Source organism: Rubellimicrobium sp. CFH 75288, assembly GCF_009904055.1.
GTDB lineage: Bacteria > Pseudomonadota > Alphaproteobacteria > Rhodobacterales > Rhodobacteraceae > Rubellimicrobium.
On sequence record NZ_WYDP01000001.1, the window covers coordinates 572,880 to 597,422 of the forward strand.

Annotated in this window: 24 protein-coding genes and 1 tRNA gene; 15 read left to right on the forward strand and 10 right to left on the reverse strand. The window is 71.5% G+C overall.

Features of this window, described 5'->3' with window-relative positions; genetic code table 11:
• Positions 1-10 precede the first annotated feature (10 nt).
• On the forward strand, positions 11-1,471 hold the full coding sequence (locus GT358_RS02790; RefSeq protein WP_166581018.1) for a cobyric acid synthase: 1,461 nt from the start codon (positions 11-13) through the stop codon (positions 1,469-1,471).
• 3 nt (positions 1,472-1,474) lie between these two features.
• Here the strand turns inward: GT358_RS02790 and GT358_RS02795 are convergent, their stop codons facing one another.
• The 5 genes from GT358_RS02795 to GT358_RS02815 form a co-directional block, all read right to left on the reverse strand.
• Positions 1,475-2,080, reverse strand: coding sequence for a hypothetical protein (locus tag GT358_RS02795; protein ID WP_166580527.1), 606 nt, complete (start codon positions 2,078-2,080; stop codon positions 1,475-1,477).
• Between the two features lie 128 nt (positions 2,081-2,208).
• Positions 2,209-3,594: a TolC family outer membrane protein gene (locus GT358_RS02800; RefSeq protein ID WP_166581019.1), complete on the reverse strand. Its 1,386-nt coding sequence runs from the start codon at positions 3,592-3,594 to the stop codon at positions 2,209-2,211.
• A gap of 51 nt (positions 3,595-3,645) precedes the next feature.
• Complete coding sequence (locus GT358_RS02805; RefSeq protein ID WP_166581020.1) at positions 3,646-4,296, reverse strand: protein-L-isoaspartate O-methyltransferase; 651 nt, start codon at positions 4,294-4,296, stop codon at positions 3,646-3,648.
• A gap of 154 nt (positions 4,297-4,450) precedes the next feature.
• On the reverse strand, positions 4,451-5,281 hold the full coding sequence (locus GT358_RS02810; protein WP_166581021.1) for a sugar phosphate isomerase/epimerase: 831 nt from the start codon (positions 5,279-5,281) through the stop codon (positions 4,451-4,453).
• Positions 5,282-5,288: 7 nt separating this feature from the next.
• Positions 5,289-6,125, reverse strand: a complete 837-nt coding sequence (locus GT358_RS02815) for a phosphogluconate dehydrogenase C-terminal domain-containing protein (RefSeq protein WP_166581022.1) — start codon at positions 6,123-6,125, stop codon at positions 5,289-5,291.
• A 170-nt stretch (positions 6,126-6,295) separates the two neighbouring features.
• Between GT358_RS02815 and nanR the strand changes: the two genes are divergently transcribed.
• The 6 genes from nanR to GT358_RS02845 all read left to right on the forward strand — a co-directional run bounded on the left by nanR (position 6,296) and on the right by GT358_RS02845 (position 12,929).
• Positions 6,296-7,015: a transcriptional regulator NanR gene (gene nanR, locus GT358_RS02820; protein WP_166581023.1), complete on the forward strand. Its 720-nt coding sequence runs from the start codon at positions 6,296-6,298 to the stop codon at positions 7,013-7,015.
• A gap of 78 nt (positions 7,016-7,093) precedes the next feature.
• Positions 7,094-8,200, forward strand: coding sequence for a Gfo/Idh/MocA family protein (locus tag GT358_RS02825; protein WP_166581024.1), 1,107 nt, complete (start codon positions 7,094-7,096; stop codon positions 8,198-8,200).
• The gene (locus GT358_RS02830) at positions 8,197-9,201 is read left to right on the forward strand and encodes a sugar ABC transporter substrate-binding protein (protein ID WP_243730655.1); all 1,005 of its coding nucleotides are present in this window, start codon (positions 8,197-8,199) and stop codon (positions 9,199-9,201) included. Before GT358_RS02825 ends, GT358_RS02830 begins: the two co-directional genes overlap by 4 nt.
• A 55-nt stretch (positions 9,202-9,256) precedes the next feature.
• On the forward strand, positions 9,257-10,402 hold the full coding sequence (locus GT358_RS02835; protein WP_166581025.1) for an ABC transporter permease: 1,146 nt from the start codon (positions 9,257-9,259) through the stop codon (positions 10,400-10,402).
• Positions 10,399-11,937: a sugar ABC transporter ATP-binding protein gene (locus GT358_RS02840; RefSeq protein ID WP_166581026.1), complete on the forward strand. Its 1,539-nt coding sequence runs from the start codon at positions 10,399-10,401 to the stop codon at positions 11,935-11,937. The genes GT358_RS02835 and GT358_RS02840 overlap by 4 nt, the downstream gene beginning before the upstream one ends.
• Positions 11,934-12,929 carry an ABC transporter permease gene (locus GT358_RS02845; RefSeq protein WP_166581027.1) on the forward strand — a complete coding sequence of 332 codons (996 nt, stop codon included), beginning with the start codon at positions 11,934-11,936 and terminating at the stop codon, positions 12,927-12,929. The genes GT358_RS02840 and GT358_RS02845 overlap by 4 nt, the downstream gene beginning before the upstream one ends.
• 4 nt (positions 12,930-12,933) lie before the next feature.
• Here GT358_RS02845 and GT358_RS02850 read toward each other — a convergent pair whose 3' ends face one another.
• Complete coding sequence (locus GT358_RS02850; protein ID WP_166581028.1) at positions 12,934-13,134, reverse strand: DUF6324 family protein; 201 nt, start codon at positions 13,132-13,134, stop codon at positions 12,934-12,936.
• 96 nt (positions 13,135-13,230) lie between these two features.
• On the opposite strand from GT358_RS02850, the gene GT358_RS02855 reads away from it, so the two are divergent.
• From GT358_RS02855 to GT358_RS02890, 8 genes are all read left to right on the forward strand, one after another.
• Positions 13,231-13,307, forward strand: a tRNA-His gene (locus GT358_RS02855).
• Between the two features lie 303 nt (positions 13,308-13,610).
• The gene (locus GT358_RS02860; RefSeq protein ID WP_166581029.1) at positions 13,611-14,474 is read left to right on the forward strand and encodes an SPOR domain-containing protein; all 864 of its coding nucleotides are present in this window, start codon (positions 13,611-13,613) and stop codon (positions 14,472-14,474) included.
• 14 nt (positions 14,475-14,488) lie between these two features.
• Positions 14,489-15,721, forward strand: a complete 1,233-nt coding sequence (locus tag GT358_RS02865; RefSeq protein ID WP_166581030.1) for a D-alanyl-D-alanine carboxypeptidase family protein — start codon at positions 14,489-14,491, stop codon at positions 15,719-15,721.
• Complete coding sequence (gene tmk, locus GT358_RS02870) at positions 15,708-16,355, forward strand: dTMP kinase (protein ID WP_166581031.1); 648 nt, start codon at positions 15,708-15,710, stop codon at positions 16,353-16,355. The genes GT358_RS02865 and tmk overlap by 14 nt, the downstream gene beginning before the upstream one ends.
• Positions 16,355-17,461: a DNA polymerase III subunit delta' gene (locus tag GT358_RS02875; RefSeq protein ID WP_166581032.1), complete on the forward strand. Its 1,107-nt coding sequence runs from the start codon at positions 16,355-16,357 to the stop codon at positions 17,459-17,461. The genes tmk and GT358_RS02875 overlap by 1 nt, the downstream gene beginning before the upstream one ends.
• Before the next feature lie 3 nt (positions 17,462-17,464).
• A complete protein-coding gene (locus GT358_RS02880) occupies positions 17,465-18,274 on the forward strand; it encodes a TatD family hydrolase (RefSeq protein ID WP_166581033.1) in 810 nt (269 codons plus the stop codon).
• Positions 18,271-19,077 carry an MBL fold metallo-hydrolase gene (locus tag GT358_RS02885; protein WP_166581034.1) on the forward strand — a complete coding sequence of 269 codons (807 nt, stop codon included), beginning with the start codon at positions 18,271-18,273 and terminating at the stop codon, positions 19,075-19,077. Before GT358_RS02880 ends, GT358_RS02885 begins: the two co-directional genes overlap by 4 nt.
• Entirely contained in the window at positions 19,074-20,003 is a 930-nt protein-coding gene (locus GT358_RS02890) for an AEC family transporter (protein ID WP_166581035.1), read from the forward strand. Before GT358_RS02885 ends, GT358_RS02890 begins: the two co-directional genes overlap by 4 nt.
• 107 nt (positions 20,004-20,110) lie before the next feature.
• On the opposite strand, the gene GT358_RS02895 is transcribed toward GT358_RS02890, so the two are convergent.
• The 4 genes from GT358_RS02895 to GT358_RS02910 all read right to left on the reverse strand — a co-directional run.
• Entirely contained in the window at positions 20,111-20,962 is an 852-nt protein-coding gene (locus tag GT358_RS02895; protein ID WP_166581036.1) for an ABC transporter permease, read from the reverse strand.
• A gap of 3 nt (positions 20,963-20,965) precedes the next feature.
• Positions 20,966-22,558 (reverse strand): ABC transporter permease, encoded by a 1,593-nt coding sequence (locus tag GT358_RS02900; RefSeq protein WP_166581037.1) that lies wholly within the window; start codon positions 22,556-22,558, stop codon positions 20,966-20,968.
• 54 nt (positions 22,559-22,612) lie between these two features.
• Complete coding sequence (locus GT358_RS02905) at positions 22,613-23,749, reverse strand: extracellular solute-binding protein (protein WP_166581038.1); 1,137 nt, start codon at positions 23,747-23,749, stop codon at positions 22,613-22,615.
• A 31-nt stretch (positions 23,750-23,780) separates the two neighbouring features.
• The coding region (locus GT358_RS02910; protein WP_166581039.1) for an ABC transporter ATP-binding protein at positions 23,781-24,543 on the reverse strand (763 nt) is incomplete at its 5' end.

Below are 24,543 nucleotides of genomic sequence, written 5' to 3' on the forward strand. Positions count from 1 at the left end.
GGGAGATCCCGTGCCGCGCGCCCTGATGATCCAGGGTGCAGGCTCCAACGTGGGCAAGAGCCTGCTCGTCGCGGGTCTGCTGCGCGCGTTCCGTCGGCGTGGCCTGCGCGTCGCCCCCTTCAAGCCGCAGAACATGTCGAACAACGCCGCCGTCACGGCGGATGGCGGCGAGATCGGGCGGGCCCAGGCGCTTCAGGCCCGCGCGGCCGGCCTGCCCCCCCTCGCGGACATGAACCCGGTGCTGCTCAAGCCCGAATCCGAGACGGGCGCTCAGGTCGTGGTGCAGGGCCGGCGTGTGGCCAGCCTGCGGGCCGGAGACTACGCGGCCTTCAAGCCGCGTCTGATGGCACCGGTCCTCGAGAGCTTCGGGCGGCTGGCGCGGTCCTGCGACCTCGTTCTGGTCGAGGGCGCCGGAAGCCCCGCGGAGGTGAACCTCCGGGCCGGCGACATCGCCAACATGGGCTTTGCCCGTGCCGCCGGAGTTCCGGTGATCCTCGTGGGCGACATCGACCGCGGCGGGGTGATCGCGCAGGTCGTGGGCACGCAGGCGGTCCTCGATCCTGCGGATGCCGCCCTGATCCGCGGCTTCGTCATCAACAAGTTCCGGGGCGATCCCGCGCTGTTCGCCGACGGCTTCCGGCTGATCGCCGAGCGGACCGGGTGGGCAGGCTTGGGGGTCGTGCCCTGGTTTGCAGAGGCCTGGAGGCTGCCGGCGGAGGACATCCTCGATCTCGGACACGGGCCGCAGCGGGAGGGGCCGGTCAAGGTTGCCGTGCCGCGGCTGCCCCGGATCGCGAATTTCGACGACCTCGATCCCCTGGCGGCCAGCGCCGCCGTGTCGGTCGTGATCGTGAACCCAGGTCTTCCCCTGCCCGGCGATGCCGACCTCGTGATCCTGCCGGGCTCCAAGTCCACGCTCGCGGACCTCGCCGCGCTCCGGGCGGAGGGCTGGGACATCGATCTTCTGGCCCATCGGCGCCGGGGCGGGCGCGTGCTGGGCCTCTGCGGCGGGTTCCAGATGCTCGGACGGCGGATCGAGGACCCTCGCGGGGTGGAGGGACCGGCAGGCAGCGCCGCCGACGGACTGGGTCTTCTGGACGTGATCACGGTGATGGAGCCCGACAAGACGTTGCGCCTGGTCCGCGCGACCCATCCCTCCAGCGGCGAGACGCTCGACGGCTACGAGATCCACATGGGCCGGACGACCGGACCGGACATGGAGCGGCCGTGGCTGCAGGCGGATGGCCGGCCCGAGGGCGCACAGAGCCCCGACGGGCGCGTCCGGGGCACCTACCTCCATGGCCTGTTTGCGGCCGACGGATTCCGGGCCGCCATGTTGCGCGAATGGGGTGCCCCCGATGACGGGCTGCTCTGGAATGCGACGGTGGAGGCGACCCTCGACCGACTGGCCGACCATGTCGCGCGCCACCTCGATCTGGATGTCGTCCAGTCGCTCGCGGCGCCCGTCTGAGCGTCAGCTGTCCCCGACGGCCAGAGCGCGCAGGATCTCCCGCCGCACGAGCTTGCGCACGTTGCGGGTGATCCGCTCCCCCAGCTCCCCCTGCAGCTCCTCGCGCAGCACCTCGGCCACGAGGGCCCGGAGCATCTCGCGATCCGGTGCGGGCGCAGCCGAACCTGTTCCCCCGACGGTGCGCCGACGGAACAGGGGCTCGGGCGGCGGCTGGTCCAGCGTCCAGTGATCCGACGCCTCGCTGCCATCGGGTTCCCACGCGTCGGCAGGACCGGTCTCGTTCCGCTCCTCCCCGCTGCCGGGACCGGCTGGTGCGCCAGCGCGCTCCGTCTCCTCCGGCCCGGACGATGCGGGCTCCGCGCTGGCGGATACCTCCTCCAGCGCGCTGCGCAGAAGGGCGTCCCACTCGTCCGGCGGAGGCGGGTCGTCTGCGGCCCCCGAGGCATCCGCCTCGGGCTGGGCGACACGCAGCGCCGGCGTCAGGACGAGCCGACCGTCGGCCGGCGCAGCCGCACCTCCCGGATCAGCCCCCGGAGACTGCTCCACGACAAGTCGCCGGATGGACGCCAGAAACTCGTCGCGCCGACCATTCGCGAGGGAATCGGTCATGGCCAGCCCTTCAGCCTCCTTGCAGACCCGTCGGAGGGAGCCTAGCCCGGAACCCGCCGGGCGGGCAACGGCGCCGATCACCGGTCCCGCATCGGCCGGCAGGTGCGGCGGCCCGGACGCACCTGCCCTCAGTTCCGCCCCAGCGACTGCAACACCCGGTCAAGCGCCCGACCCTGATCGGAGGTGGCGGTCGGCGCGTCGTCCACCAGGTTGTAATAGGCGGTCGGGTCGTAGATCTGGACCGCAAGGCCCAGATTCTGCGCGGTCAGCAGGCCCGCTGCCGACAGGATCTGGTATCCCGCCACCGTCTCGTCCACCTCGGCCGAAATCAGGTTGGCCCGCGCATCAAGCAGTTCCTGTTCGGCGTCCAGCACGTCGAGCGTGGTGCGCGCGCCGAGCGTCGCCTCCTCGCGCACACCGTCGAAGGCCGCCTGCGCCGCTCGGACCTGCGCCTCGAAGGCCTGGCGACCCGCCCGGGCAACCTCGAGGATCGAATAGGCATTGGCGACGTTCTGCGCCACCTGGCGGGTCGTCTGCAGAAGCTGCGCCCGGGCGGCGTCGCGGCGGGCCATGAACTGCCGCACCTGCGAAGCCAGGCGTCCGCCCTGGTAGAGCGGCCCCTGCGCCTGCAGCGCCAGTGCCGCACCCTCGTTGAAGTCCTGATCGATCTGCACCTGTCCGCTGAGCGTGACCGTCGGCCGCATCGCCGCGCGCGCGCGCAGGATCGCGATCTCGGCCGCCGCGACCTCGTGCTGGGCCTGAAGGATCGCGGGATGGGTCCGCAGCGCGATGTCGCTCGCTGCGGCCGGCGAGCCGGGCAGACGCGCCGGGGGTGCCGGTGCGAGCGTGCCCGGCGCCCGGCCGACAGCCGCCCGGAACTCCTCGACGGCCCGTGTCAGGGCGCCCTGCTCGGCGGCGAGCTGGCTCTGCGCCGCGGCCAGACGGGCCTGGGCGAGCGCCACGTCGGTGCGCGTGACCTCTCCAACCTCGAAGCGGTCCTGCGCCGCCCGCAATTCCCGCGTGATGAGCCGGAGGTTGTTCTGCCGCAGATCGACGAAGGCCGAGATGCGCCGCACCTCCATGTAGGCCTGGACCACGCGGAAGAGGACCTGCTGCTCGGCGTTGACGAGCGCGGCCCGCGTGGCGAGGACGATCTCCTTCTGGGCCTCCACCCCCAGTTCGCGGCTGCCGGCGTCCCAGAGCGTGTAGCTTGCCTGAAGCCCCGCATTCGCGGTCAGCGCGACGTCGCCCAGCCGATAGGTGCTGCCGAAGGGCGAAGGGTCGGGCCAGGTCGCCTGCAGGTTGGTGGTCCAGTTCAGGATCGGCCGCAGCGCGGCGACGGCCTGGGCCACGTCCTCGTCAGCCGCGCGCAACAGGGCGCGGTTCTGCTCGATCAGCCCCGAATTGCGATAGGCGGCGGCGAGCGCATCCGCCAGGGTCTCGGCCGCGGCCGCTCCGGCTGCTGCGGCCCAGATCATGGCAGCCGCGATGGCCCGTCGGATCGTCCGTCCCATTGCCGCCCTCCCCTGTGGCGCTGCGCCCCGCGCGCCCCTGCCAGGCCCCTCTCAGAACACGAACACGCGCGGAGCCTCGAAGCCGGGCAGAACCGGCGCGCCCGCATTGAAGATGTCCCGCCAGTGCACATGACCCGCCTCCTTGCGGCCGATCCGGGCCACGCCGAGGCCGTTCTCCGCAAAGAGCGCGGCGATCCGCCCGTCCTCGACCAGCTGCGCCTCGAGGGCGGCTGGGAGGGTCTGGATCGCGCCTTCGATCAGGATTGCGTCAAAGGGGGCCGCGGTGGGCGCCCCCTCGGCCAGGGAACCGGTGACGACCGCCACACCCGGCGCATGAAGGCCCAGAGCCCGGCGGGCTGCCGCCGCGCGCTCCGGCTCGTCCTCGAGGGCGGTCACACGGGCGCCCATCCGCGCCATCACGGCGGCGCCGTAGCCCAGGCCCGTACCGACATGGAGCACCCGCTCCCCCGGCTCGATCGCCAGGGCCTCGAGCAGCTTGGCAAAGGTCCGCGGCTCGAGCATGACCCGACCGGGGCCGAGGCGGAGGTTCTCGCCCAGATAGGCCGCCTCGCGCCGGTCCGGCGGCACGAACGCCTCGCGCGGGACATGCAGCATCGCCTCGATGATGGGATAGCGCGTCACGTCCGACGGACGGATCTGGCTGTCCACCATGATCCGGCGGCGCGCGGCGAAGTCGGTCAAGGGTCGATCCCCCGGATGGCACTGCTCGGCATCTTGATGGCACAGGCCCGACCCGTGGGCAATCGGGGCCGCGCGCGTGAGGGGCCGGGTGCGCTCCGGCGGCCAGTCCGGGACAGGGCGCGCGGGTCGGGCACGATGCCGCCAGGGCCCGCGATCAGGCTTCGCGTCGGGCCCCCTCCCAGGCGTCGAGCGACCGCCGCAGCGCCTCGGCGATCCGGTCGAGCGGCACCGGCGCGGCCGCCCGGACCGGCGAGGCGCGCCCCGGCCGGTGCAGGCGCAGCGGCAATTCGATCGTGACCGGCAGGCCGGGCGCGTCGCGCGCCATGGCGGCGGCCGTGGCGCGCCAGTCCACCATCCCCTCGCCCAGCGGCACGAAACGCCAGTCCGGTCCGTCCTCCGCCACGTCCTTCAAATGGGCCTGCACCGCCCAAGGCAGCGCAGCCGACAGGCCCGGCTCGAGTGCACCGGCATAGGTCACGAGGTTTCCCACATCCACGTTCAGCCCCAGCCGCGGATGGTCGAGCGCGGCCATCAAGGCCGCGCCGTCCTCGCCCCGCCCGATCAGATCGCCCGCGCCATGCCCAGGATTCTCCAGCGCGAGGATGATCCCCGCCGCCTCCAGCCGCGGCAGGGCTTCCTCCAGCCGGCGCAGGATCGCCGGCCGGGAGGTCGCGGGGCCCGCATTGGTGACAAGCAGAGCGGCGCCTGATTCCGCGGCAAAGGCGATCCGCCGCGCCAGCATGTCCCTCGCCCCGTCGGCGCCCAGATCCATGTGCGCCGACACGGCGCGGACCCCGAGCGCCAGCGCGGCCGCGTCGCGGCGCAGGCGCCGGGCTTCGGCCTCCGACAGGTCGTCCTCGTCGAAATCGGTATAGCCGCGGATGAAGGCCACCTCGATCTCGCGAAGCCCCAGCCCGGCGAGCCGCTCGAAGGCCGCAGGGCGGGAGTGCCCGTCGAAGGCGGCCGTCGAGACGGCGGGCAGCATGGCGCCGTCAGCCCCGCGCGATGAGTTCGGACGCCTCCCGCACCTTGGCGGGCGAGAGCGCCTGGCGCCAATCCGGCTGGAGCACGACCGACTTGGCAAACCGCATCAGCCGCAGCGCGGCATCCGACGGCACCTTGGGCGTGAAGCCGAACCACATGGAGGTCTCCACATTGATGTGCCCGATCAGGAAGTCGAACGCGGCCTCGCGCGGGATGCCGTAACGCTCCACGCATTCGTCGAGCGCCTCCGTCATCGCGTCGATGAACGCCATGGCCACCATCTCCGACAGACCGGGCTCCAGGATGGCCAGCTGTTCGAGCGTCACGCGATGGGTGCGGATGATGGGCGACCACATCGCCTCGCAGATGGCGCGGCCCCTGTCGTAATGCTCCTCGGGCCCCTGCATCAGGGCGCAGACGATCGATTGCGGCGCCACGCCGCCATGGACATCCGCCCGCTGGTCGGGATCGGTGAGGTCGTGGGCATAGAGCGGCGGATGGCAGGGATGGCCGACGAAATAGGTGATGTCGGCCCGCTCGGGCAGAACCCCCGCATAGGGCGCGGCCGCATCCAGGATGACGACGATCGTTCCGGGATCGAGTCGGGGCACGATCTCGGCCGCGACCTGCGCGATCGCCGAGTCGGGAATGGCGAGCACGACCGCCGCGGCGTCCCGCAGGGCGTCGTCCAGATCCGCAGGCTCGATGCCCGCAGCCCGCAACCGCGCGCGTCCCGGCTCGCCGATCTCGACGGCGCGCAGGTCGTAGCCGGCCCGTTGCAGCTTTCCGGACACCCGGAAGCCCATCTTGCCCCCGGCCCCCAGCACCGCCACCCGTTCCCCCATCGCCCCCTCCCCTTGCTCCCCAGCGGAGCATACTCATCATACCAGTAGAAGGGCATGGAGGTCCGGTCAATCCGTCGCACGTCACGGCGGATCGCTGGTCCGACCAGCACGGGCCGGTTCCGGATCGCCAGGCCCTCGTGTTCGCGCTACATTGGAGGCAGAGAGGGTCCATGACAGCCGATCCCGACGCCCCGATTCGCCGCCGCAAGCTCTCGGACGAGGTGCGCGAGCGGCTTCTCGCCCAGATCAATGCGGGCGACCTGCGCCCCGGCGATCCGCTGCCCTCCGAACGCGAGCTGATGACCCGCTACGGCGTGGGCCGGCCCGCCATCCGCGAGGCGATGCAGCAACTCGCCTCCCTGGGGCTGATCGTCGTGCGGCACGGCGACCGGCCGCGTCTCGCGCCGCCGCGCCTCGACCTTTTGGCCGAGCAGCTCGCCCTGACGATGCGGCACGTGCTCACCCATGACGAGAGCATCCTGGCCCAGCTCAAGGAGGCCCGCATCGTGGTCGAGACCGGGACGGCGCGCCTCGCCGCCAGCCTGCGCACGGAGGCGGATCTGGAGATGCTGCGCGACATCCTGGCGCGACAGCTTCTGGCCCGCAACGATCCCGCCGAGTTCATGCAGCGCGATGGCGACTTCCACGCCGCCATCGCCGGCGTGAGCGGCAACGTGGTCCTGTCGTCGGTCGTCAGGGCCGTGTTCGACTGGATGGCCCGCTTCCACACCCATGCGGTCCGCACCTCGGGCCTCGAGCGCCTCACCCTGTCCGAGCACGAGGCGATTCTCGAGGCGATCGCGGCCGGCGACGAGGACCGCGCGGCGGGCGCCATGCGCGACCATCTCACCCGCGCCAACGCGCTGTATCGGCAGACCGGCAACCGCTGACCCCCCGCCCCTCTCATCATACCAGTTGCAACAACCCTTCACTGGTATAATGATCGGCGCAGAGGGGGGCCGGACGGGATGGAGCCGAAGCGAACCAGCGGGCGGCGGGGCAGCCTCATCGGGGCCGGGTTCTTCGCGCGCAACCATCTGGAAGCCTGGCGCGACCTCGCACCCCAGGGGGTGCGCCTCGAGGGCATCTGCGACCGCGACACCGCCCGGGCCGAGGAGGCGGCGCAGCGGTTCGGGTCCCGGCCCTTCGCCTCGGCCGAGGCGATGCTCGAGGCGATCCGCCCCGACTTCGTGGACATCGCGACCACGCCGCCGAGCCACCGGCCGCTGGTCGAACTCTGCGCCCCCCATGTCCGCCTCGTCATCTGCCAGAAGCCGCTGGCCGAGGGGATCGAGGATGCGCGCGCCATGGTCGCGGCCTGCGAGGCGGCGGGGGCCGTGCTCCTCGTCCACGAGAACTTCCGCTGGCAGAAGCCCTTCCGCCGCATGATCGAGCTGCTCGAATCCGGGACGATCGGACGCGCGCGGTTCCTGCGGCTGACCTTCCGCCACGGCTTCGACATCTATGCGGGGCAGCCCTATCTGCGCACCACGCCGCGCCTCGCCATCATGGATGTGGGAGTTCATCTGTTCGACCTCGCCCGCCGCCTGATGGGCGAGGCCGCGGCCGTCTCCTGCGAGACGCGCCGCCTGAACCCCGGCGTCGCGGGAGAGGATGCCTTCTGCGCCCTCGTCGCTCATGCCGACGGGGGCGTGTCCGTCACCGAGGTCTCGTTCTCGAGCCGCTACCACCCGGACCCCTTTCCCCAGACCCTCGCGCTTCTGGAGGGCGATGCGGGGACGATCGAACTCCGCGCGGACTACCGGCTCGTCGTTCACGACGGCACAGGCCGCCGGGAGGAGAATGTCGAGCCGGCCGTCCCCCGCTGGGGCGCACGGCCGTGGCACGCCGTGCAGGATTCGGTCCTCGCGTTCCAGCGTCACGCCCTCGCGGTGCTCGACGGGACGGAGGCACCCCAGCCGTCGGGCGCGGACAATCTCCGCACGCTCGCGCTGTGCCTGGCGGCCTACGAATCCGCCGATGGGGGCAGGCGCGTGACGCTGGATCCGCCGCCCGCTCCGCATCGCAGCGACACCAACAGCCAGGTCGGGCTGAACCAGGGAGGAGTTCCATGACCATCCGTACCATGCTTCTGGGCACCGCGGGCGCGGCTTTCGCCCTCGCCCTCGCGGCGCCGGCCGCGCAGGCGGCCACCATCTGCTTCGCGTTCCAGGATCTCGAGACCGAGTTCTGGGTCGCAGGCCACCAGGCGATCACCGAAACCCTGACCGAGGCGGGTCACACGGTGATCGAGCGCAACGCGCAGGAAGACGCCAACCGCCAGCTCGAGCAGGTCCGCGACTGCATCGCCCAGGGCGTGGACGGGATCATCCTGATCCCGCAGGACGGCGAGAGCGCCACCACGATCGTCGCCGAGGCGCAGGACAACGACGTGCCGATCGCCGTGTTCAACCGTCCGCCCTCGGACCTGTCGCGCGGCATCGTCGTGGTGGCCGACAACGAGGAGATCGCGCGACAGGCCGTCGAGTTCGTCGCCGCCGAGGCGCTGGAGCAGATTCCCGACCGTCCGATCCAGTCGCTGATCCTCGTGGGCAATCTCGGCGACCCGAACGCGGTGGGCCGGCGCGACGGCTTCTATGCCGCGCTCGAGCCGCATGGCGACCGCTTCGCCACGCCCATCGAGGTGGCGACGCAGTGGGACGCGGCGACCGCGCTGGCCAATCTGGAGGCCGCGGTGACGGCGAACCCGCAGATCGACCTGATCTTCACCTCGTCGGACTTCCTGTTTCCCACCATCCGCTCGGTGCTCGAGCCGCGGGGCATGTGGGTGCCGCGGGGCGAGGACGGGCACATCCTGATGGCCGGTCTCGACGGGGACGCCACGGCCTGCCAGCTCATCAAGGACGGCTATGTGGACGCGACCGGGGTGCAGGACCTCTATTTCGAGGCCGAAAGCGCCATGAACGCCATTCTTGCCGCCATCGAGGCCGGCGAGACCCAGCCCAACGAGGTGATCGAGGACCCGGGCTTCGCCCTCACGTCCGAGAACATCGGCGAGCGGGAGATGGACATGTGGGGCTGCGTCCTGCTGGCCGAGGGCTTCCTCGAGCGCTGAGCGCCACCCGAGGGGAGGGCCCGCGCGCCCTCCCCCATCCGTCCGGAGAGATGCGATGACGGCGACCACCGAGGCCCAGGCGGGCACCGGGCTCCTGCGCCCGCAGACCGGCCGCATCCGGAGGGCGGCGGCGCGCGTGCTGCTGTCGGACCATTTCGTGCTCTGGCTGTCGCTGGGCTATTTCCTTGTCCTCCTGCCGTTTCTGCCCACGCTCGGCACGCCGGCCAACCTCGCCAACCTTCTGTCGAATGCCTGGCCGCTCCTCGTGGTGGCGCTGGGTCAGACCTTCGTGATGACGGCCGGGGGGATCGACCTCAGCCAGGGCGCCGTGATCGGGCTCACCTCCACCGTGGCCGCCGCGCTGATCGCCACCGCGGCCCCGCCCGAGGTGCTGGGGCGCGCGCCCATCTGGGGCACCCTCATCGCCGAGGAGGGCGGGATCTTCGCCGGCCAGGTCTGGGTGGGGATCCTCGCCATGCTCGCCGTGGGCGCACTGGTCGGTCTGGTCAACGGAACGCTCGTGGCGCTGCTGCGGATGCCGCCCTTCATGGTCACGCTCGTGGCGATGATGACGGTCAGCGCCTTTGCCATCTGGCTCACCCAGTCCGAGAACATCCGCAACCTGCCCGAGGGTTACGTGCAGCTCGGCAAGGGTCAGATCGTGTCCGTCTATTTCGGCCCCCAAGACCGCCCCGAGATCCCGCGCCGCGAGCTGCACGCCGTCATCGGACAGGCCGCCCTGATCGCCGTGGCGCTCACCCTCGCGCTGCACTGGCTGCTCGAGCGGACGGCCTTCGGCCGTCAGGTCGTGGCCGTCGGCGCCAACCGCCGCGCGGCCGAGATCGCGGGCGTGCCCGTGCGCCGCGTCATCGTCCTGGTGTTCGTCCTGTCGGCGCTCTGTGCCACGGTCGGCGCCATCCTCTATTCCGCGCGGCTCGAGGCCGGCCGCCCCACCCTCGGCGAGGGGACCTTCCTGCTCGACGTGATCGGCGCGACCGTCATCGGGGGCACCTCGCTCTTCGGCGGCAAGGGCAAGATCCTCTGGACGGTCTGGGGAGTTCTCTTCTTCGTCCTGCTGTCGAACACGCTCAACATGATGAACCTGTCGGCCTTCCACATCGACATGGTCAAGGGCGCGGTCATCCTCGCGGCAGCCCTGCTCGACGTCGCCCGCAACCGTCTGGCGCGGAGCACGGGATGAGCGCGATCCTCCGCTTCGAGGAGCTGGGCAAGGACTGGTTCGGCGTGCCCGCCGTCTCCAACCTCACCCTCGACGTGCCAGAGGGGCAGGTCCTCGGCCTGATCGGCGAGAACGGCGCCGGCAAGTCCACGCTGATGAACATGATCGGGGGGGTCACCGAGCCCACGCGCGGCCGGATGCTGTGGCGCGGCCGCCCCTATGCTCCCGCCTCCGCAGCCGAGGCGAGCGCGGCCGGAATCGCCTTCATCCACCAGGAGCTGAACCTCTTCACCAACCTCACCGTGGCGGAGAACCTGTTCATCGACGGCTTTCCCCGCCGCGGCGGCCTCCTGCGGGGTCTCATCGACCGCGGCGCCATGCAGCGCCGGGCGGCCGGGCTTCTCGCGCGGCTGGGCCTCGACGTGCCGCCCGAACGGACGCTCGACACGCTCGCTCCCGGCGAGCGCCAGCTCGTCGAGATCGCGCGTGCCCTCCACCGCGAGGCGTCGCTCATCATCTTCGACGAGCCCACCACCTCGCTCACCCCGCGCGAGACCGAGCGCCTCTTCGCCGTCATCGAGGGGCTGCGCGCCGAGGGGCGCACCGTCATCTACATCTCCCACATCCTCGGCGATGTCCGCCGCCTGTCCGACCGCATCGCGGTCCTGCGCGACGGCCGGCTCGTGGACGAGGGTCCGGCCGCCTCCTTCGACGTGCCGCGCATGATCCGCTCCATGATCGGCCGCGATCTGGCCGCCGTGTTCCCCGAACGCACCCGCGCCCCCGGATCGCGCCCCGTCCTCGAGGTGACGGGGCTGTCCGCGCCGGGCGTGGTGGAGAACATCTCGCTCACCGTCCGCGAAGGCGAGATCCTCGGCCTCTTCGGCCTGATGGGGTCGGGACGCAGCGAACTCGCCCGCCTCCTGATGGGACTCGACCGGGCCGCCGGGGGCGAGGTCCGCCTTCTCGGCCGGCCCCTCGCAGGGGGGCCGCGCGACCGCGTCCGCTCCGGCATGGCCTTTGTCACCGAGAACCGCCGCGAGGAGGGGCTGATGATGGACGCCACCATCCGCGAGAACCTCGCGCTTCCCGGCATCGAGAGCTTCTCGGGCCCGGCGGGTCTCGACCGTGGCCGGATCGCGGCCACGGCCGAAGCCCTGCGCGAGACGGTGCGCCTGAAGGCCGGCGATCTGGGGCGTCAGCCCGTCCGGGCGCTGTCGGGCGGCAACCAGCAGAAGGTGGTCATCGGCAAGTGGCTTCCCGTCAGGCCGCGCCTGCTCATCCTGGACGAGCCGACGCGGGGCGTGGACGTGGGCGCCCGGTCCGAGATCTACGCCATCGCCGACCGGCTGGCCGCCGAGGGCGCGGGCATCCTGATGATCTCGTCCGAGATGGAGGAGCTGATGGGCTTGTGCGACCGGATCGCGGTCATGAGCCGCGGGGAGATCGTGGCCGAGTTCGCGCGCCCCGCCTTCGAGGAGCGCCGCCTTCTCGCGGCCGCCTTCCGCAGCGGGGCCGCGCCCGCGTCCGAACCGGCCACGGGGACCGAAGGATGAGCGCCCGGCCCCTCGCCCCCCAGTCGACGATCGACCTCGCCACCCGCGCCGGTCCGGTGCTCATCCTCGTCGTCATCGTTCTCGTGTTCGGCCTGCTCACCCCCTCCTTCCTCGCCGCCGAGAGCCTGTCGAACACCGCCAAGCAGGCGAGCTTCATCGGCATCGCGGCCGTGGGCATGGTCTTTGTCCTGCTGACGGCCGGCATCGACCTGTCCGTCGGATCGGTCATGTATCTCGCCCCGCTGGTCGCCGGCCTGCTCATGCGCGATGCGGGGCTGGGGGTGGCGGCGGCGCTCGGGGTCTGCGTCCTGACCGGAGCAGCGCTCGGCGCGCTCAACGCGCTCTTCATCGTCGGCCTGCGCGTGGTGCCCTTCGTGGCCACGCTCGCCACGCTCTTTCTGTTCCGCGGCTTCGGCGCCTGGCTCACCCAGTCGCGCCAGCTCGACTTTCCCGACGCGATCCGCGGCTTCGGCCTCGCCTCGGTCCTCGGCGTGCCGGTGCCGATCCTCGTCTTTGCCGCCGTGGCGGTGGCGGCCCATGTGGTGCTCCGGCACACGGCCTTCGGGCGGCACATCTATGCCTTCGGCAACGACCCGGCGGCCGCCGTCAAGGCCGGTCTTCCCGTCCGGCGCGTCCAGGCGGCCGTCTATGTGATCTCCGGCACGCTCGCGGCGCTGGCGGGGTTCGTGGTCATCTCCCAGATCGGGCGGCTCGATGCCGGATTCGGGCGGGGGCGCGAATTCGACGTGATCGCCGCCGCCGTGCTGGGCGGCGCCTCGCTCTTCGGCGGGATCGGCGGAGCCGGCAGCGCCGTGATCGGCGCGCTGACCATCCAGGCCGTCAAGGCCGGGCTCGTCTTCGCGGGGATCAACCTCTACCTCCAGCCGCTGATCCAGGGCGCGGTGATCCTGTTCGCCGTCTTCTTCGACGGCCTGCGCGAGGCGCGGCTGCGCGCGCTCCGCCGCCGCGTGATCCGACCCCGCGGCGTCTGAGGCGTCAGCGCCCCTTGCGCCCGGAAGCCCGCGCCGCTGCGGCGGCCGCGCGCAGCTCGTCGGCGATCTCCTCGGCCTCGTCGGGATCGAAGTCGAGCGGCAGCTCGATGCCGCCTTCCGCCTCGACATAGATGCGCACCATGCCGAGCGTGGTCGGCCCGATCTGCAGGTTGGCGGTCACGTCGCTTGGCTTGTTGATGCCCATGGCGGCCTCTTCTGTGCTGACCGGGGCCTAGCGCGCCGGCCCTGCGCCGGGCAAGGTCCTTGCAATCGCCCGCCCGGATCGCTAGACCCCTCCCGTGCCGCCTTAGCTCAGTTGGTTAGAGCACCAGATTGTGGATCTGGGGGTCCCCCGTTCGAGCCGGGGAGGCGGTACCACCCCGCGCATGGCCGATCAGGACGGCTCAGGCCGCTGCCTCGCCGTGTTCTTCAGCATTTCTTAACCTTTCCGTGGCATTCTGCTCCCGAGGGCCGAATCACCTGCGGCTCCTCCGTCCCGTGGCGGGGGCGATCACTTCGGCGGGAAGGCTGCCCCCCCTGCGGCGAGGCGCTTTGCATCGCACGCGGCGGCGGCTATGGTCCGTGCGCTGCCGCGGGGACGGCAGGATCAGACAGGGTGGGCCGCTTCAACGGCCTCCATCGGGTGCAGGCAGCCCGGACGACAGAAGCTGAGGGGCGGGAATGGGCACGAGCATGGGGGGATGGCGCAGGATCGGGCCGCGCGTGACGGCCCTGATCGGGCTTGTGGCGCTGGCCGGCTGCGGCGAGGACGGCGCCCCCGCGCCGGGCGGCCTCGGACCGGGAACCACCCAGCTCGTGGAAACAGATGTGGAGGCGCCGGACGCCTTCCAGGTGACCGAACAGGGGCTCTGGGACGGCCGCCCCTCGCTGGGCGGGGTCTGGGTGGCGCATCCCTCCGCCCGCGACCCGGAGCGGGTCATCATCCGCAACCAGGCCAACGGACAATTCGTCATCGGCGCCCTGTTCCGGCGCGAACGCGACAATCCCGGACCCGCGCTCCAGGTTTCTTCCGACGCGGCCGAGGCGCTGGGGATGCTGGCGGGGGCGCCCACCCTGCTCAACGTCACCGCCCTGCGCCGGCAGGAGGCGACGGCTCCGGTGCCGACCGAGGCGACCGCCCCCGTGGCCATCCCGGACGAGGGTGCCGCCGCGCTGACACCGCAAGCGGTCGCCACCGCCCCGCTCGACACGCCGGGCGGCGATCCGGGTGCGGCCGCCGTCGCAGCCGCCACGGCGGCCCTGACCGGGGGCGCGCCCGTCGCTCCCGCCCCGGCGGCTGCGGCGTCCGCGCTCGACCGGCCCTTCATCCAGCTCGGCATCTTCAGCCAGGAAGAGAATGCCCGCAGCCTCGTCCGGCAGATGGAGGCCAAGGGACTGCCGGCACGCATCGCCGGCTCCTCGACCCAGGGTCAGAGCTTCTGGCGCGTGCTGGTCGGCCCCGCCGCCACCGAGGCGGAGCGGGCCCGCTTCCTTGATCGCGTCCGCGCCGAGGGTTTCGCCGACGCCTATGCCGTGCGCAACTGAATGGGGAGAACCCGATGATGCGACACATCCTGACCGCTCTCGCTGTCGTCGCCGCCCCGGCCGCCTGGGCGCAGGCCTTCGAGACGGCCGCCGGCGCCGCCTGGGTCTATGACCAGACCACCGGCACGGTGCTTCTCGAGAAGAACGCCCACGACCAGCTTCCGCCGGCTTCCATGTCGAAGCTCATGGTCCTCTACATGGCCTTCGAGGCGGTGCGGAACGGCCACCTGACGCTCGACACCCAGCTGCCCGTCTCCGAGCACGCCATGAGCTATGGCGGATCGTCGATGTTCCTCAACACGCTGGACCGCCCGACGGTGGAGGATCTGATCCGCGGCATCATCGTCCAGTCGGGCAACGATGCCACCGTCGTCATCGCCGAGGCGCTGTCGCCGGATGGCACCGAGGCCGGCTTCGCCACGCTGATGAACGCCCGCGCGCGCGAGCTCGGCCTGACCGACAGCCACTTCGTCAACTCCAACGGCTGGCCGGCCGAGGGGCAGGTGATGTCCATGCACGACCTCGGCCTCCTGGCCGAGCGACTGATCGAGGACTTCCCGGAATTCTACCCCCTCTTCGCCGAGCGCGAGTTCGCCTTCGACAACCGCGTTCCCTCCAACAACCTCAACCGCAACCCGATCCTCGGGGTCGTGCCGGGGGCCGACGGGCTCAAGACCGGCCACACGCAGGAGGCAGGGTATGGTCTCGTGGGCTCGGCCGCCCAAGGCGACCGGCGCGTGATCTTCGTCATCACCGGCCTGCCCTCGGCACAGGCGCGCCGCACCGAGTCGGAGCGTATCGTCAACTGGGCCTTCCGGCAGTTCGCCATCCGCGATCTCGGCGACGCGGGCACCCGCTTCGGCGAGGCGCAGGTCTGGATGGGGGCCCAGCCTCGGGTCGGTCTGGTCCTGCCGCGCGATACCAGCATCCTCGTGCCGACGCTGGGCGATGCCAGCGTGCGTGCCTCGGTCGTGTACGAGGGGCCTGTTCCCGCGCCGATCGAGGCGGGTCAGGAACTCGCCCATCTTGTCCTCGAGCGCGAAGGGCTGCCGCCCATGCGCCTGCCGCTCGTGGCGGAGACCGACGTCCCGCGAGGGGGATTCGGTCCCCGGGTGCAGACCGCGATGAGCGTGCTGCTCGGCAAGACGGGTCTAGGCGTTCCGGCCCTGCCCTCTCTGCCCGTCGGCGCCGCCGCCCCCGCCGCGGACCCGGAGACCGTCGAACCGGCCGCCGATGACGGAGCCTGATCGCAGCCGGCGCGGCTTCTTCGTCAGCCTCGAAGGGATCGACGGCTCGGGCAAGTCCACGCAGGCGCGGCTTCTGGCCGAGCGGCTGCGCGCCACCGGGCGCGCGGTCGTCCTGACGCGGGAGCCGGGCGGCAGTCCCGGCGCCGAGGAGATCCGGCGCCTGCTGCTGACGGGAGGGGCGGACCGCTGGTCCCCCGAAACGGAAGCGCTGCTCTTCACGGCAGCCCGGCGGGATCACTGGGAGCGCACGATCGCCCCCGCGCTCGGGCGCGGCGCGGTGGTCGTCTCCGACCGGTTCGCGGATTCCACCCGCGTCTATCAGAGCGTGGCGCGCGGGGCGCCGGCGGAACTGGTGGACGCGCTCCATGCCCTCGTCATCGGGCAGGAGCCGGATCTCACCCTCGTGATCGACACGGAGCCCGCGGCGGCTCTGGCCCGCGGCATCGCCCGCGGGACGGACGAGGACCGGTTCGAAACCATGGGACTGCCCTTTCAGGAGCGGCTTCGCACCGGCTTTCTGGCGCTGGCGCGCCGATGGCCCGACAGGGTGCGGGTGGTTGACGGCACCCGCGCGCCACAGGAGGTGGCCGATACCGTCGCGGGCCTGGTGCTGGCGGCGCTGGAGGGGCGTTGATGGCGCGCCGGGGCGCCGAGGTCGCGGCCGAGACGGACCGTCTGGACGGGGCGCCCCATCCGCGCGATGCCGCCGCGATCCACGGACAGGCGAAGGCCGTGGCCGCGCTCTGCGCCGCGCTGGAGGGCGACCGGATCCCGTCGGGCTGGCTTCTCGCGGGGCCGGAAGGGATCGGCAAGGCAACCCTCGCCTACCGGATGGCCGGCGCCCTCCTGGCCCGGAGACCCGGCGGGCTGGGACCCGGCCCGCTCGACCTGCCGCCCGACCATCCCGACCTGCGCCTCATCCGTTCGGGAGCCCATCCCCGGCTGTTCGTGCTGCGGCGAGGCCAGGACGCTCATGGCAGGCCGCGCAACGTCATCACGGCGGACGAGGTGCGCGAACTGCGGGACTTCTTCGGTCTGTCGGCGGCGGATGGCGGATGGCGGGTCGTCATCGTGGACGTCGCGGACGACCTCAACGCGCATGCCGCCAATGCCATCCTCAAGATCCTGGAGGAACCGCCGCCGCGTTCGGTGCTCGTGCTGGTCTCGCATGCGCCCGGACGCCTCCTGCCCACGATCCGGTCGCGCTGCCGGCTGCTGCGGCTCGAGCCGCTCGCCCCCACCGCGTTCCGCGCCGCCCTCGGAGCGATCGGCCTCGAGACGGACCGCCCCGAGGCCCTGGCCGAACTCGCCGGCGGCTCGCCGGGGCGCGCGGTGCGGCTGATCGCGGGCGGCGGCCTCGATCTCTACGCAACCATCGTGTCGCTGTTTGCCGCGCGCCGACCCGACCGGGCCGCCATGGTGCAGCTGGCCGAGACCGCGGGCGCCTCCCGTGGGTCGGAGGGGCGGGCAACCCTCCTTCTGGACCTTCTGGGAACCTTCATGGCGCGGCTGGCGCAGGCGCCCTTGCGGCCTCCGGCTGTCGAGATCGTTCCGGGCGAGACGGCTGTCCTGAGGCAGCTCGCGCCCCATGCGGCAGCCGCCCGCCTCTGGGCCGAGGGTCATGCGGCGGCGATGGCGGCCGGTCGGGCCGGACTTGCGGTCAATCTTGACCCTGCGGCGCTCATCCTCGATACGCTTCTGGCCATTGATCGGACGGCGCGCCAGGCCGCCGCAGCCTGAGCCATGACCGAAGCCGATGCCCCCCCGCCCCTCGCTCCGCTGGTGGACAGCCACTGCCACCTGGACTTTCCCGATTTCGACGGGGAACTGCCGGATCTTCTCGGCCGCGCCCGGGCCGCGGGCGTGGAGCGCATGGTCACGATCTGCACCCGGCTGCGTTATGCGGATCGCGTCCGCGCCCTGGCGGAGGACCATCCCGGCGTCTTCTGGGCAGCCGGCACGCACCCGATGAGCGCCGCCGAGGAGCCGATGGTCGAGCCGGAGGAGCTGGTGGCGCTGGCCAGCCATCCCCGTCTGGTCGCCATCGGAGAATCGGGCCTCGACTACCACTACACGCCAGACACCAAGGGCGCCCAGCAGGAGAGTTTTCGCCGCCACATCGAGGCGGCGCAGGCGACCGGGCTGCCGCTGGTGGTTCATGCCCGCGACGCGGACGAGGATGTGGCACGCCTGCTGCGGGAGGGTGTCGCGCGGCGTCCCTTCGCCTGCGTGATGCACTGCTTCTCCTCGGGCGAACGGCTGGCACGGGAAGCCCTGGAGATGGGATTCTACCTGTCGGCCTCCGGCATCGCCGCCTTTCCCCGGAGCGAGGACCTCCGTCGCATCTTCGCGGCTGCTCCGCCGGACCGGGTCTTGGTCGAGACCGACGCGCCCTATCTGGCCCCCCCGCCCCGGCGCGGGCGGCGCAACGAGCCGGCCTATGTCGCCCATACCGCCCGCGCACTGGCGCCGCTCTGGGGATTCTCGGCCGAGGAGTTCGCCCGTACCACCACCGCCAATTTCGACCGGCTGTTCCGGAAGGCCGCCGCGTGAGCGCGATCCTGACCATCCTCGGCTGCGGCTCGTCGGGCGGGGTGCCGCGGATCGGGGCCGACGGCGCCCCGCTCTGGGGGGCGTGCGACCCGGCCAATCCGCTCAACCGGCGCCGGCGCTGTTCGGCCCTGGTCACGCGCGGGGGACCCGGTGGGGCGACGCGGGTGCTGATCGACACCTCGCCCGACCTGCGGGCGCAGCTTCTGGACGCGGGCGTGGGGCTGCTCGACGGGGTGTTCTACACCCATGCCCATGCCGACCACGTGCACGGGATCGACGACCTGCGGCTGGTGGTACACAACAGCGGCGGCCGGCTGCCCGTCTGGGCGGACGAACCCACGGCGCGGGCGCTGCGCGAGCGGTTCGGCTATGCCTTCGAGACCCCACCCGGCTCGGACTACCCGCCCATCTGCGAGCTGCGCGCCCTCGGCGGCCCGGTGACGGTGGAGGGCCGGGGGGGTCCGCTGACCTTCCGGCCCTTCGCGGTCGAGCACGGCTCGGTGCGCGCGCTGGGCTTCCGCATCGGCAATCTCGCCTACCTGCCGGACGTGTCGGAGATCCCGGACGGGGCCTGGTCCGTCCTCGAGGGGATCGACTGCTTCGTGGTGGACGCGCTGCGCTACAGGCCCCATCCCACCCATGCCCATCTGGAGCGCACGCTGGGCTGGATCGACCGGGTGGGGGCGCGGCGGGCTGTGATCACCAACATGCATGTGGACCTCGACCACACGGAACTCGCCGGGCGCCTGCCGCCGGGGGTCATTCCCGCCCATGACGGGCTGCAGATCCCCTTCGAGCCGTGAGCGCGCTTCTCGACGTCATCCTGCCGGTCTTCGTTGTCATCGGCGCGGGCTATCTGGCGGCCCGACGGGGGATGATCGGCCCGGAGGGCATCGACGGGCTGATGCACTTCGCGCAAGGTTTTGCCATTCCCTGCCTGCTCTTCCGTGCGCTGGCCACGCTCGATCTTGGCGCGGGGTTCGATCCGGCCCTTCTGGGCAGCTTCTATGCGGGCTCCACCCTGTGCTTTCTGGCCGGGCTCTTCGGGGCACGGCTGCTGTTCGGGCGCGAATGGGAGGATGCGGTCGCGATCGGCTTCGTCGCCCTGTTCTCGAACTCGGTCCTCCTCGGTCTGCCGATCACCGAACGGGCCTTCGGACCCGAAGCGCTGGTGGGCAACTTTGCCATCGTCGCCATCCATCCGGCCTTCTGCTATGCGGTGGGTATCGCCGCGATGGAGATGGTGCGCGCGCGGGGCGCGGGCGCGGGCGCCGTGCCGGGCAAGGTCCTGCGGGCGATGGCCGGCAACGCGCTGGTGGTGGGCATCCTCCTCGGCCTCGCGGTCAACCTGTCGGGCCTGCCGTTGCCCGGCGTGCTGTGGGAGGGGATCGACCTCCTGATCCGGGCGGGCATCCCCGCCGCCCTGTTCGGCCTCGGGGGTGTGCTGGCCCGCTACCGGCCCGAGGGGGACATGCCCACGATCCTGTTCGTTGTCGCCCTGTCGCTCGTCCTGCATCCGGCCCTCACCTGGGGCTTCGGCTGGTGGGCGGGGCTGGGGCAGGACGGCCTGCGCTCGGCCGTCGTCACCGCCTCCATGCCGCCGGGGGCGAATACCTACCTGTTCGCGGCCATGTACGCGCGCGCGCAGCGCGTGGCGGCGTCGGCCGTGATCCTGGGCACGGCCCTGTCGGTTCTGAGCGCGGCAGCCTGGCTGTCCTGGCTCCGCTGAGGGGGGGAGCGGCCCCCCGGCATGACGGGCCGGGATTGATCCGCCCCCGGCCTCTGCCCCCCTTCTGCCAGAAGGACGTTAAGATCCGGTTAACGCGCGCCCCGATGTCAGGACGGGGCGAGGCCGCGCAGCCGTTCGTTGCGCCGGCGCAACAGTTCGAGCACGGCCAGAAGCACCACCGACACCGCCACCAGCACCGTCGCCGCGGCGAGGATCGTGGGGCTGATCTGCTCGCGCAGGCCCGTGAACATCTGCCAGGGCAGCGTCTTCTGTCCGGCCGCGCCCATGAACATGACCACCACCACCTCGTCGAAGGAGGTGACGAAGGCGAACAGACCCCCCGCGATCACGCCCGGCAGGATGAGCGGCAGCTGCACCCGCCAGAAGGTGCGCAGCGGCCCCGCCCCGAGCGAGGCGGCCGCCCGCGTGAGCGAGCGGTCGAACCCCACCAGCGTCGCCGTCACGGTAATGATGACGAAGGGGATGCCGAGCGCCGCATGGGCCAGCACCACCCCCCAATAGGTGCCCTGGAGCCCGATGCGGGAATAGAAGAAGTACATCCCCGCGGCCGAGATGATGAGCGGCACGATCATGGGCGAGATCAGCACCGCCATGATCGCGCGCCGGAAGGGCACATGGCTCTGCGACAGGCCCACGGCGGCGAGCGTACCGAGGGTCACGGCGATCAGCGTCGCCATCGGGGCGATCTTGAGCGAGTTCCAGAGCGGAAGCTGCCAGTCGATGTTGGTGAAGAAGTCCCGGTAGTGCCGCAGCGAGTAGCCCGCGGGGTCCAGCGCCAGCATCTCGGGCGTGAAGGTGAAGAAGTTCTGGGCGTTGAACGACAGCGGGATGATCACGAGGATCGGCGCGATCAGGTAGAAGAAGATCAGCCCGCACAGGATGCGGAAGCCGTAGTGCCAGATCCTCTGGCCCGCGCTCGCATAGGCCGGCAGCGCCATGTCTCAGCCCCCCAGCTTGACGTTGTCGATCCCCACGAGGCGGTCGTAGGTCCAGTAGAGGATCAGCACGAACACGAGCAGCAGCGCCCCCAGCGCGGCCGCGAGCCCCCAGTTGAGCGAGGTGGAGATGTGATAGGCGATGCGGTTGGAGATGAACACGCCGCTGGTGCCGCCCACCAGTTCGGGCGTGATGTAGTAGCCGATCGCGAGGATGAACACGAGGATCGAGCCCGCGCCGATGCCGGGCACCGATTGCGGGAAATAGACGCGCCAGAAGGCCGTCCAGTCGTTGGCCCCGAGCGACCTGGCCGCGCGCACGTAGCTGGGCGGGATGCCCTTCATGACCGAATAGAGCGGCAGGATCATGAAGGGCAGCAGGATATGCGTCATGGCGATGATCGTGCCCGCCTGGTTGTTGATCATCACGAGGCGCGCGTTGTCGGCCACGATCCCCGCCCAGACGAGGATGTCGTTGATGACCCCCTGCTGCTGGAGCAGCACCTTCCAGGCCGAGGTGCGCACGAGCAGCGAGGTCCAGAAGGGCAGCAGCACGAGGATCATCAGCAGGTTCGCCGTGCGCGCGGGCAGCGAGGCCAGGAGATAGGCGACCGGATAGCCGAGCAGGATGCAGAAGCCCGTGATGACGAGCGACATCACCAGCGTGCGCACGAACAGGAAGACGTGGATGCGCTCGGTCGCGGGCCGCAGGACGATGCCGCCCTCGGGCGAGAGCTGGCGGTCGAGCGCGGCGAGATAGTAGCCGGGCGTGAACGGCCCCGAATAGAGGCGGATCGCGTTCCAGATGCCCGGCTCGCCCCATTTGCGGTCCTGTTCGAGGAAGATGTCGCGGATGGGGGCGCGTTCGAGCGCGGCGGGGTCGAAGGGGGCGAGCGCGGAGGCCGCCTCGGGCGGGAGGGGCCCGCGCAGGTCGAGTGCGAGCGCGGTCAGCACCCAGTCGGCCGGCGCGCGGTCGAGCGGGTCGCGCCCCGCCGCCGCGGTCAGCGCCGCCCATTCGTCGTAGGCGGCCGGGCTGCGCGCGAGGCCGCGCAGGGGGCCGGGCGCGTCGGGCGTGCCCATCCAGGCCGCCCAGGCCGCGCCGTCGCCCATCCGGGGATCGAGCGCGCGCATCTGGTCGGCGTAGTGGTCGAACCGTCCGACCTCGCGCCCGGCGGCGCGAAAGAGCGAGGACGCGCCGGCCCATTCGTAGTTGAGGCGGGTGCCGAGGCGGGTGTGGACCTTGCGCTCCTCGGCGATGGCGAGATCGAGAAGCAGCGCCTCGAACACGGGCTCGCCCGGCACCGGAGAGGGGTCGGCGGCCAGCGCCTCGACGGTGCGGGGCAGGGTCTCGGGGACGATGCGGTTGTCCACCGAGCGCATGAGCATGTCGCCGATCGGGAAGACGAAGGTGACAAGCACGAACAGCAACAGGGGCGCGATCAGCAGCAGCGCGCGCAGCTTCTGGCGGCGCAGCGAGCGCTGGAGGCTCAGGCGCAGGGGCGTGCCGTCGGCGGCCAGCATCGGACCCGCCTCGGGCGGGCGCGCGGCGGCGCCGCCCGGAGCGGGCGGGATCGGCCCCGTCAGAGTTGCGTCGGCCATGCGGGAGCCTCCCCTCGGCTGGGGCGGGGCCCCGGGGGCCCCGCCGGGGCATGCCTACTGGGCGAGCCAGTTCTGGAAGCGGGCCTCGACCTCGTCCTGGTTGTCGGCCCACCAGTCGATGCTGTTGACGAGATAGTTGACCTGGTTCGCCGGGTTGGTCGGCATGTGCGGCGCCATCTCGATGCCCAGCTCGGCATGGGTGGAGACGAGCGGCTGCGAGGAGGCGCGCGCCGGACCGTAGGCGATGTACTTGGCTTGGTCGGCAAGACGCTGGGTGTCGGTGGCGAAGCGGAGGAAGTGCATGACGCGGTTCATGCGCTCTTCCGACAGGCCGGCGGGCACGATCCAGCCGTCGAAGTCGAACACCTGCCAGTCCCACAGCATGTCCACCGGCTGGCCCTGCTCGGCGATGACGGAGAACAGCCGGCCGTTGTAGGTGGAGCCGATCACCACCTCCTTGTCGGCCAGAAGCTGCGGCGTCTCGGCGCCGGCATTCCACCAGATCACCTGGTCGCGGATCGTGTCGAGCTTGGCCAGCGCCCGCTCCACCCCTTCGGGTTCGGAGAGCACGTCATAGACCTCGTCGGCCGGAACGCCATCGCAGATCAGCGCCCATTCGAGGTTCTTCTTGGGGCTGGCCTGGAGCGAGCGGCGGCCGGGGAAGGCCTCGAGGTCGAACACGTCGCACAGGTCGTCGGGCGTGCGGCCTTCCCATTCGGCCACGTCGGTGCGGTAGCCGAAGGTGGTCGAGAACACGATCTGCGGGATGAAGCATTCGTTGACGATGGATTCGCCGAAATCCTCGGAGGCCGGCGTGCCGTCCGGCGCGGGGGCGAGGACCTCGTCATGGTCGATCTCGATGGCGAGACCCTCGTCGCAGGCCCGCTGGGAATCGGGGCCCTCCACGTCCACGAGGTCGAAGGGCTGGTTGCCCGCCTCCTGCGCGGCACGCAGCTTGGCCACGGCCTCGTTGGAGGATTCGTCCCAGGTCACGGTGATGCCCGTGGCGGCCACGTAGGGCTCCACATAGGCCTTGAGCTGCGAGTTCTGGTAGGCGCCGCCCCAGGACATGATGACCATGGAATCGGCACAGTTCTCGCAGGGCGGCAGCTCGGGCACGTCCTGCGCGAGCGCAAGCCCGGCCGGGGCGAGCGCCAGCGCGGCGGTGCCCAGAAGATGTCGGATCGTCATCGTGAACTCCCTGTTCTTGTTGGGTCGTCTGTCACGCCGCATCGAGCGCGCGGCAATCCTCGGGCAGCCAGCCGATCTCGATCTCCTGGCCGGGCTGCAGGCGGACCTGGTCGGGGGCGTTGCGCGTCTTGATCACGAAGTCGTCGTGGCCGGCCACCGACAGGCGCGTGCGGAAGATGTCACCCATGTAGACGAATTCCTCCACGCGCGCCTTGAGCGTGTGGGCACCGGGGCGCAGACGCGCCTTGTTGAACTCGACCCGTTCGGGGCGGATGGAGACCTTCGTGCGCTCGCCCACGCGCGAGACGTTGACGGGGCGCGCGTCGATCTCCTCGCCCGAATCGAGCCGCACCACGCAGCGGTCGCCGTCGATGGCGGCCACGGTGCCGTCGAGCGTGTTGTTCTCGCCGATGAACTGGGCGACGAAGCTGTTGAGGGGACGCTCGTAGAGCTCGTCGGGAGGGGCGAGCTGCTGGATGACGCCGTCGTTGAACACGGCGACGCGGTCCGACATGGTCAGCGCCTCGGTCTGGTCGTGGGTGACATAGACCACCGTGATCCCGAGATTGTTGGCGATGTGCTTGATCTCGAACTGCATGTGTTCGCGCAGCTGCTTGTCGAGCGCGCCGAGGGGTTCGTCCATCAGCACGAGGTCGGGCTCGAAGACCAGCGCGCGGGCGAGCGCCACGCGCTGCTGCTGGCCCCCCGAGAGCTGGGCGGGCCGGCGCCCCTCGAAGCCCTCCATGCGCACCATGCCCAGCGCGCGGCGCACCTTCTCCTCGCGTTCGGCCCGG